The 6,948-nt window shown below is 31.4% G+C and carries 9 protein-coding genes; 6 read left to right on the top strand and 3 right to left on the bottom strand.

All coding sequences use genetic code 11. The annotated features are described in order from the left end of the window. Positions 1–277: hypothetical protein (locus ACH2BV_RS08580; protein WP_395050313.1), on the top strand; the 277-nt coding region annotated here is incomplete at its 5' end. Continuing rightward, positions 267–509 (top strand): hypothetical protein, encoded by a 243-nt coding sequence (locus tag ACH2BV_RS08575; protein ID WP_395050312.1) that lies wholly within the window; start codon positions 267–269, stop codon positions 507–509. The genes ACH2BV_RS08580 and ACH2BV_RS08575, both read left to right, overlap by 11 nt. Positions 510–669: 160 nt before the next feature. Here the strand turns inward: ACH2BV_RS08575 and ACH2BV_RS08570 are convergent, their stop codons facing one another. From ACH2BV_RS08570 to ACH2BV_RS08560, 3 genes are all read right to left on the bottom strand, one after another. After that, a complete protein-coding gene (locus tag ACH2BV_RS08570; protein WP_395050311.1) occupies positions 670–1,386 on the bottom strand; it encodes an endonuclease/exonuclease/phosphatase family protein in 717 nt (238 codons plus the stop codon). A gap of 1,096 nt (positions 1,387–2,482) precedes the next feature. Then, positions 2,483–3,049: a hypothetical protein gene (locus ACH2BV_RS08565; protein WP_395050310.1), complete on the bottom strand. Its 567-nt coding sequence runs from the start codon at positions 3,047–3,049 to the stop codon at positions 2,483–2,485. A gap of 24 nt (positions 3,050–3,073) precedes the next feature. After that, positions 3,074–4,321: a hypothetical protein gene (locus tag ACH2BV_RS08560; protein ID WP_395050309.1), complete on the bottom strand. Its 1,248-nt coding sequence runs from the start codon at positions 4,319–4,321 to the stop codon at positions 3,074–3,076. Between the two features lie 171 nt (positions 4,322–4,492). Here ACH2BV_RS08560 and ACH2BV_RS08555 point away from each other — a divergent pair, with 171 nt between their 5' ends. Genes ACH2BV_RS08555 through ACH2BV_RS08540 form a run of 4 tightly spaced genes read left to right on the top strand, consistent with a single transcriptional unit; the run spans position 4,493 to position 6,947 of the window. Next, positions 4,493–5,161, top strand: coding sequence for a hypothetical protein (locus tag ACH2BV_RS08555; RefSeq protein WP_395050308.1), 669 nt, complete (start codon positions 4,493–4,495; stop codon positions 5,159–5,161). A 6-nt stretch (positions 5,162–5,167) separates the two neighbouring features. Then, positions 5,168–5,404 (top strand): hypothetical protein, encoded by a 237-nt coding sequence (locus ACH2BV_RS08550; protein WP_395050307.1) that lies wholly within the window; start codon positions 5,168–5,170, stop codon positions 5,402–5,404. Between the two features lie 11 nt (positions 5,405–5,415). Next, positions 5,416–5,874, top strand: coding sequence for a hypothetical protein (locus tag ACH2BV_RS08545; protein WP_395050306.1), 459 nt, complete (start codon positions 5,416–5,418; stop codon positions 5,872–5,874). 32 nt (positions 5,875–5,906) lie between these two features. Next, complete coding sequence (locus ACH2BV_RS08540) at positions 5,907–6,947, top strand: DUF6175 family protein (protein ID WP_395050305.1); 1,041 nt, start codon at positions 5,907–5,909, stop codon at positions 6,945–6,947. Position 6,948 lies beyond the last annotated feature (1 nt).

Raw genomic sequence — 6,948 nt, 5'->3', positions numbered from 1 at the left:
AAAAGCCAATCCAATGGAAAATATCAACGCCATAGCAGCACTTTTTGGAACACTAATCACCTTGTTACTATCGGTTGTGGCTTATTTTATCAAGCAATTGCACACTGATTTTAAGAGTGTGGAGAAAGATTTGATTGAAGTAAAAACAATGGTTTTAATCATCAAAACCGAGTTCAAAAGTGGCAACGATTTACTGAACCAGAAAGTAGAATACATCGAAAAAAGAGTACACAATTTAGAATTATCAATTTATAAAAATCAAGATTATGAAAAATAATAAAATGAATTTTGCAGAAAGAGTTTTGGCACCAACCCCAAAATGGTTTAAAATTTTGCGAACTGTCGGGATAGCATTGGCATCCGTTGGCGGTATAATCATTGCTTCCCCGGTGGCATTGCCTGTCGGATTGGTTTCGGCCGCAGGATATTTAATACTGGGCGGAAGTATTATATCGGTAGTTTCCCAAACTGGAGTAAAAACCGAAGAGGAAGCAGAACCAGAAAAGTAAAAAAGCCTAAAATCAGTCAAATTAGCTCCGAAATTCGGGGCTTTTTTCGTTTATAGCATTGCTTAAAGAGTAATTGCTTTGCTTTTCATCGTTTTATTTAAGTGGGGCAATCATATTGCACTTATATATTGGTTTGCTTGGGAATGAAGTGCAAATGAAATCAAAAAAGAAATTCTAAAATAATTCCTTTGTGTGGATCATCTTTTAAAATATTGTTTTCTAAAAAAGTGGAAGTCTTAAAATTTGAAATCTTTTTCAAATTATCAGATATGAAAATATGGTCAATGCAATTTTGAATTTGTTCTGTCGCTCTATGTATATTGTAGTTATCCGTATAGTTTATTAATTCTTTTCTGCTTTTTATGCTGGGTAATTGTCGCTTTTCAATTTCGAAAAAAGAGGTGTTGAAATCTCCAACAATAAAAACATTTTCATTTTCAATCATTATATTTTTAACATCATTCTTGAAATTTTCAAGTTCTACTTTTGCAATTTTATCCTGGTATTTTATACCCCAAGTCCCAATTATGGTTCCGTAAATAACTATTTCCTTGCCGTCTATTGTAAATTTATGACAAATGGAAGTATAACTGTCAATTGTTTTTATCTCTTGAATTGATTGGTGTTTTGAATAAATGCTGGTTCTTGTTGGAGTTTCACCTTTTAGATAAATTCCATAATCAAGATGTTGAAATACTTCATTTGTCGGAATAGATTTCGAATGATATTCAAAATAATTTTTATTAAAACTAAAGTTTAAGATATTCTCATTTACAATCAAAAAATCTAAATCTTGTTTGTTGATTTCATCCTGAATTATCTTTTTTAAATCTTTGGATTTCTTGAACCAGTCTATATTGAGAGTTGCTATTTTCAATTGAAATTCTTTTCTACAAATATATAATTCCATTTGTTTGCAAATGAGTAATTTAAGAAAGAGTTATAAAATATTAAAAGCTGCATCATTTGTCTGGTGTTGCTGTTTTTTTTGTTTCATAAAGTTTTTTTTTCAGAATAGGAATTGAAAGGAAGCCTCAAACTTCAAATTTGGGACTGGTCATTCGGATGAGAGGGGAATCGGAGCTGTTTTTTTTGGGAGAATGCCTTTCAGGTATTCTCTTTTGAAATGGGATGCTTTGGCATTCTTTCAAAAAAAATTGCATCCAAGGGGGTTTGGGGGAATGGAAGATTCCCCCAACTGAACTTACCTAGTGCGGTGGCAGAAGCGAAACAAGTGTATCGTTTTTCTATTTGTGGATTTGGATTTTTCTGATTGCTTTCCTAGAAAAGTTGATGCCAGACTTATGAAAGAAAGAGAATGCTTCCCTCTAGTATTAAGCATCAATAAGACCGGTATGGCATCGGCTTTTCGGGAAAGCAATTACTGCGGTGGTGGTGGCAAATAAAAAACGATACTCTTGTGGGGAAATTTGATTTTTGAGGATGCCTGAGTAGTGTTCAGTATTCAGGTTGCAGTTTTCAGTAAAAAAGTTGTTGCGATACGTTATGGCATCTTCAAAAAACAATGCAAATATAGCTCCTATTTCGGGTGGGTGCGTTGGACGTGGCGGCTATTTTACATAATGAAATTATAGTGCGAGTGCCCCGGGGTTCGGGGCGCTTGACCTATAATGTTGCCATCATTATGTAACATAGCTTGGGGGTGTTTTTGGCTTTCGAGCGTTGGAGGACAGCTTATTGCTTTTTCTATTAAACCAAAAAATCAATAGTATAATCTAATAAAAAAGCAATGTGCTGTTAAAGCGTTGGCAAAAGCCAAAAACACAGGAGCGTTGGACGAGCGTTGGCTTGGGTGGGCGCAAAAAGGTCAGCGATAGCGTTCCTATCTTTTTTTTTAAATCATTAGTGAAATGAAGCAAACAAAGACTTGAGTTTAGGAATACTTGGACTAAATGAAAGTTTTGTGAAGCTGAATGAGATAATGAAAAATTTCACTGAAGTTATTTATATTGTTATTGTGAAATTTCAAAACTATTTTGGTAAATGAGTAATGTTTCTTTCTTCCTAAGAAGGAAATTTTTATTTTGATAGTTAGGTTGTTGCAATAGCAGATTATCATTAAACTCTAGTAACTTGAACTGTAAATCATCAATATTAAAGTCGTTCAGTTTTATTTCAAAGCTGGCAATAAAACCAATAGCTTTTTGTTCTACATAAATTCCGGGGCTGTACTCTTCCCTAATTTCAGTTTTATGAATATTGTATAATGGGAAAAGCAATTGTTCTTGATTGAAATCTTTGAATTGGAGTTTCCTGATTTTCTTTCCATCTAATAAAATTTCAATTTGGTTTTTAGGAGTATCTAATAAACCACTAATTTTTATGCCGGGTAAATGCTCCACCGATGGAATAGAAGCTCTTTTGAGGTAGTAATAAAAAAAAGGATCTAATAGAGCCTTTACCAAGGGAAGTTTCATTTTAGCCGCTACTTTCAAGCACTCAAGTAAATCCTCCTCGCTGCACTCAAACTTTTTAAGAGTCCAACTTTCCCCGTGAAGATTGATTTTGAGTGTTTGCATTGAAAAAGACTATTTGATTGAAGATCAATTATTAATTATGCTTTTTTGGATATTCAATTTCATTACTAAATCATTGTAAATTACATTTGAAAAAGGAGAGAAGTTTAAATTCAATTGGTTTTTTGAAATGACATCTAGTATCAAATTACATTTAGAAATTTCATTAGTGAAATATAAACTTCCTGCCAAGATAATTTGTAATTGATTCCAATTTAAATTACCCCAATGAGTGAGCAAAAATAAATCTGAACCCAAGTGCTTTCTGATGATGTTTACTATTGTTTGAAATTCATTGCATTTGTAAAGATATTCGCTGATAAACAAAATGCTCGTTACCCTGTCACTAATGTCTTTGTATTCTTTTGAAAAGTTGATTTTGGTTATGTTTTCTATGCTAGTTTTTGCATTTTCCTCTTTATACTTTTTTTGGTAAATAACCTCTATACCATATTTTCTCATAAGTAAAATATTGCTTTTGATTTTATCAAAATCTAGGATTTTTATGCTATTGTAATGAGATTTAAATTCTTCCCAGTTTTTTATGTCTGCATAATAGGTTGCCATTATTAAATGAAAAAAAGCTTCGGAGGATGGATTAGATTTTTTTGCTTTGTAATAGTTCAAAAGTAATTTTCTGTAATATTCTTGTTCTGGATTTACCAACCATTCCACAAATAAATCATCATCATACGGTAAATTGAAATAGTGTTTTATGGCAATTTTTTGAAGCCATTTATTTTGATTGCACAAGACACATAAAAGATGGATAATATAATGGATCTCATATCTGAATTTTTCAATGTTTACAAACAAAGTTTCACATTCAAAGATGTTTTCAAAAAAATATTTGTCTTTTTGGATTACTTTAGTTAGGATAAGTTGAGTAAATAGGCTGTAAACTTCTTTTTCTACAATTTGACTTTCTATTATAAAAAACAGCTCCTCATTTTTTACTTTATTTTCAACGCAATCAATTAATAATGCTTTTAGTTTGTTGCGATTTAAAACATTGTATTCTTCGATAAAGACTTCCCAATTTTTGAAACCACAGTAAATAGCGCAATAATCTAAAATTGGTAAAGAGGGATGGGTTTCTCCTTTAATCAGTTTAAAAATTCGTCTTAAAGTATCAATACTGACACTATTACCCATATTGGAATATAAAAATTCACAATCAGTTGTAGTATTAATTTTCCTTCCAAAATTTTCTTGTATTTTACTTCTTAGAAATTCAAGGTGTTCTTCTTTTGCAGGGTTGGTAATTCTTGCCATTAATGCCGAGTAGTTTAGTATGCTAATATAGTGAAAAAGTTCATTATGTTAATTTGCATTTATATGCACTCTGCCACATTTGACAAAAGCTGTTTTTTAAATTAGATTTGCGCTATTAAGTATTTGAAATTAATTGGGACAACCTATTACAAGGATATAAAAGCTTGAAATATGACCATTTACGACTTTTCTAAAGAAAGAAATCCAACTAGAACCATATTGCTCTATGCTCATTTGGGAGTACCATATCAATTTACATTGCCTATGCCAACTATCTATGAAGGGAATAATCGATCTAGAGAAAAGTATAGAAGGTATTTTACGGAATATTATGGTTATGAAATCAAAGGCGATATTAACGAAATGGTTTTGGATTCATTTGATGTGCTTTGGTGTCTTTTAAAGAATCCTGAGCAGTTCCAATATTATAAAAACACAATCGATAAACTAGCGGAAAGCTTCGCATCCATTTTAGGATTATCAAAAGCACAGTCTGAAAAAGCGGTGGAACAAATGGTTTTAGCCTTGGGATTCTCAAATGTATCTATTGAAGAAATTGTGTTCGTTACCAAAGGTTATTACGATATGCAAAAATTCGCCAAACCCTTTAGTGGGCTGATGCAATTATTTCTTTTTTGGTTAGCTTCCCTGCAAATGGAGGAATATGATGTGGATACACAAATGGCATTTCAACGGTTTCAAACCTTGTTTGGTAAAAAAATTAATTTGGATTTATACACAAATTTCACTGATATAGAAATGATTGAAGTATTCTTGAGCTGTTTTTCTATTGGCAGTAATGATATCGACTATTTCAATTTAGTATTAGCTTTAAAGTAAAAAACTATGCCCTATAAAATCGCGATCCTTACAGCCTTACTCATTGGGATTTTCAATTTTCTTTCTTCTCTCTTTCTAAAAAGGATGAAAAGTAGTTCAGAATATGAGGGGCAATTGCCTTCCCGATTGATAAATTTCGCAGGAATTCCTCCTTTGGGATTGGTTGCCGTTCTTTTTCTTTTGGGATTGGGTTTTATTCTTGGATTAAAGGAATATTTAGAAACAGATTTATCAAACAAATAAAAATAGATACTATGCGATTAGTGAACCATCTTAATGAAGTTTTGGAAATCAGGGTAAACAAATATACCTATGAAAATTCAGTAAACTCTTATTTTGATAACGATGCACTAGACGCAACATTAATAATTGAAAAAGGAGATGGTCATTTTGAAAGAGAATTGAAATTTATGACTGTTGAACAAATAGAGCTAATGGACGAATGGTTAACTATGGTAAGCACTTCAAAAGGAACTTTAAAGACTCTTAATTTTGTTGATGTAGATTTAGAATTTATGAAGTCCTTCAGTGGGAATACTCCCCATATAAAGATAGTATTGAGTGATTTATATGAAGAATGGACAAAAACACCAATTTCTTGGGACTTCATTATCAATAAAAAAAATGTACATTTGATGGGAATGGAATTACAAAAAACGATGAAAGAATTTCCGTGTAGATGTGGAATGAAACACGATTGCCATAAATTATAGATTATTAACACAATTAAATTCATAAAAAGGATATGGGATTAGAATTAGAAAACAAAAGAGTTAATAGATTAAAAAAAATATATGCAAGAAAAAATCTTTTCTTATTATTAGCTTCTGTTGCCATTGTTGCAGTTTCCTGTAAAAAAAGCAATAATCTTAATGACTATACTGGTGGAGAGGTAAATAGGTATAACCCAACATTAATGGTATTTCCTTCGGATGCTTTACTTAAAAGATTAGATTGTTTGAAGGAAATTGATAATCAAGGAACCGTTTCATATGACAGAAATTATTCCAAATCTTTTGTTCAAGATTCAGAATTAAAATTTGTCATTGCTAATGTTGAAGGAGCATTTTCTAAATCTAATTATCCACTTGAAAATCTTGAACAGCAATTGAAACAAATCAATAATGAAAAAACAATGGATGCAATGGAAAGTGTTTCGACTGATGCACGAACCCAACTACTAAACACCGCAAGACCTGATTTCATTATAGAAGTTGATTATGAGTACAAACAAGATCCGTCTAGCAGAAATCCTAAAAAAATATTAACTTATATTTTAACTGCCATAGATGTTTATACTAATAAAAATGTTGCTACAATTACCCGCTCGGATATTGGGAATGAGGATGGGAGTGGCTCTTTAGCAGCTTTAATTCAAAAAGACCTAAATGAAAATATTTCAGATTTTCAACAACAAATTAATAACCAATTTAAAGATATTATTGATAATGGCGTTGAAATTACTTTGCGAATAAACACGGAGGAAAATGCCAATCTTGCACTTGGTGATGAATGCCTTGGCACTGAAAATTATAATGATTGGGTTAACAATTGGTTGAAAAAAAATACTGTTCATTCATCATTTAAATCCGTTAAAAATTCTGATAAGGAGTTGAAATTTACTAATGTCAGAATCAAAACACTTACTCCTTTTGGAGAAAAATATACTGCATTTGATTTTGCTTCCGATTTAAAACGAGATATATCCAAATCTTGTGGTATAAGCTGTGTCAATAAAACCCAAGGGATAGCCGATGCTTATTTAGTAATTAAGGGATTAAAATAAA

Source organism: Flavobacterium sp. (assembly GCF_043780635.1).
Taxonomy (GTDB): Bacteria; Bacteroidota; Bacteroidia; order Flavobacteriales; family Flavobacteriaceae; genus Flavobacterium.
This window is presented reverse-complemented; position numbering and strand designations above follow the sequence as displayed.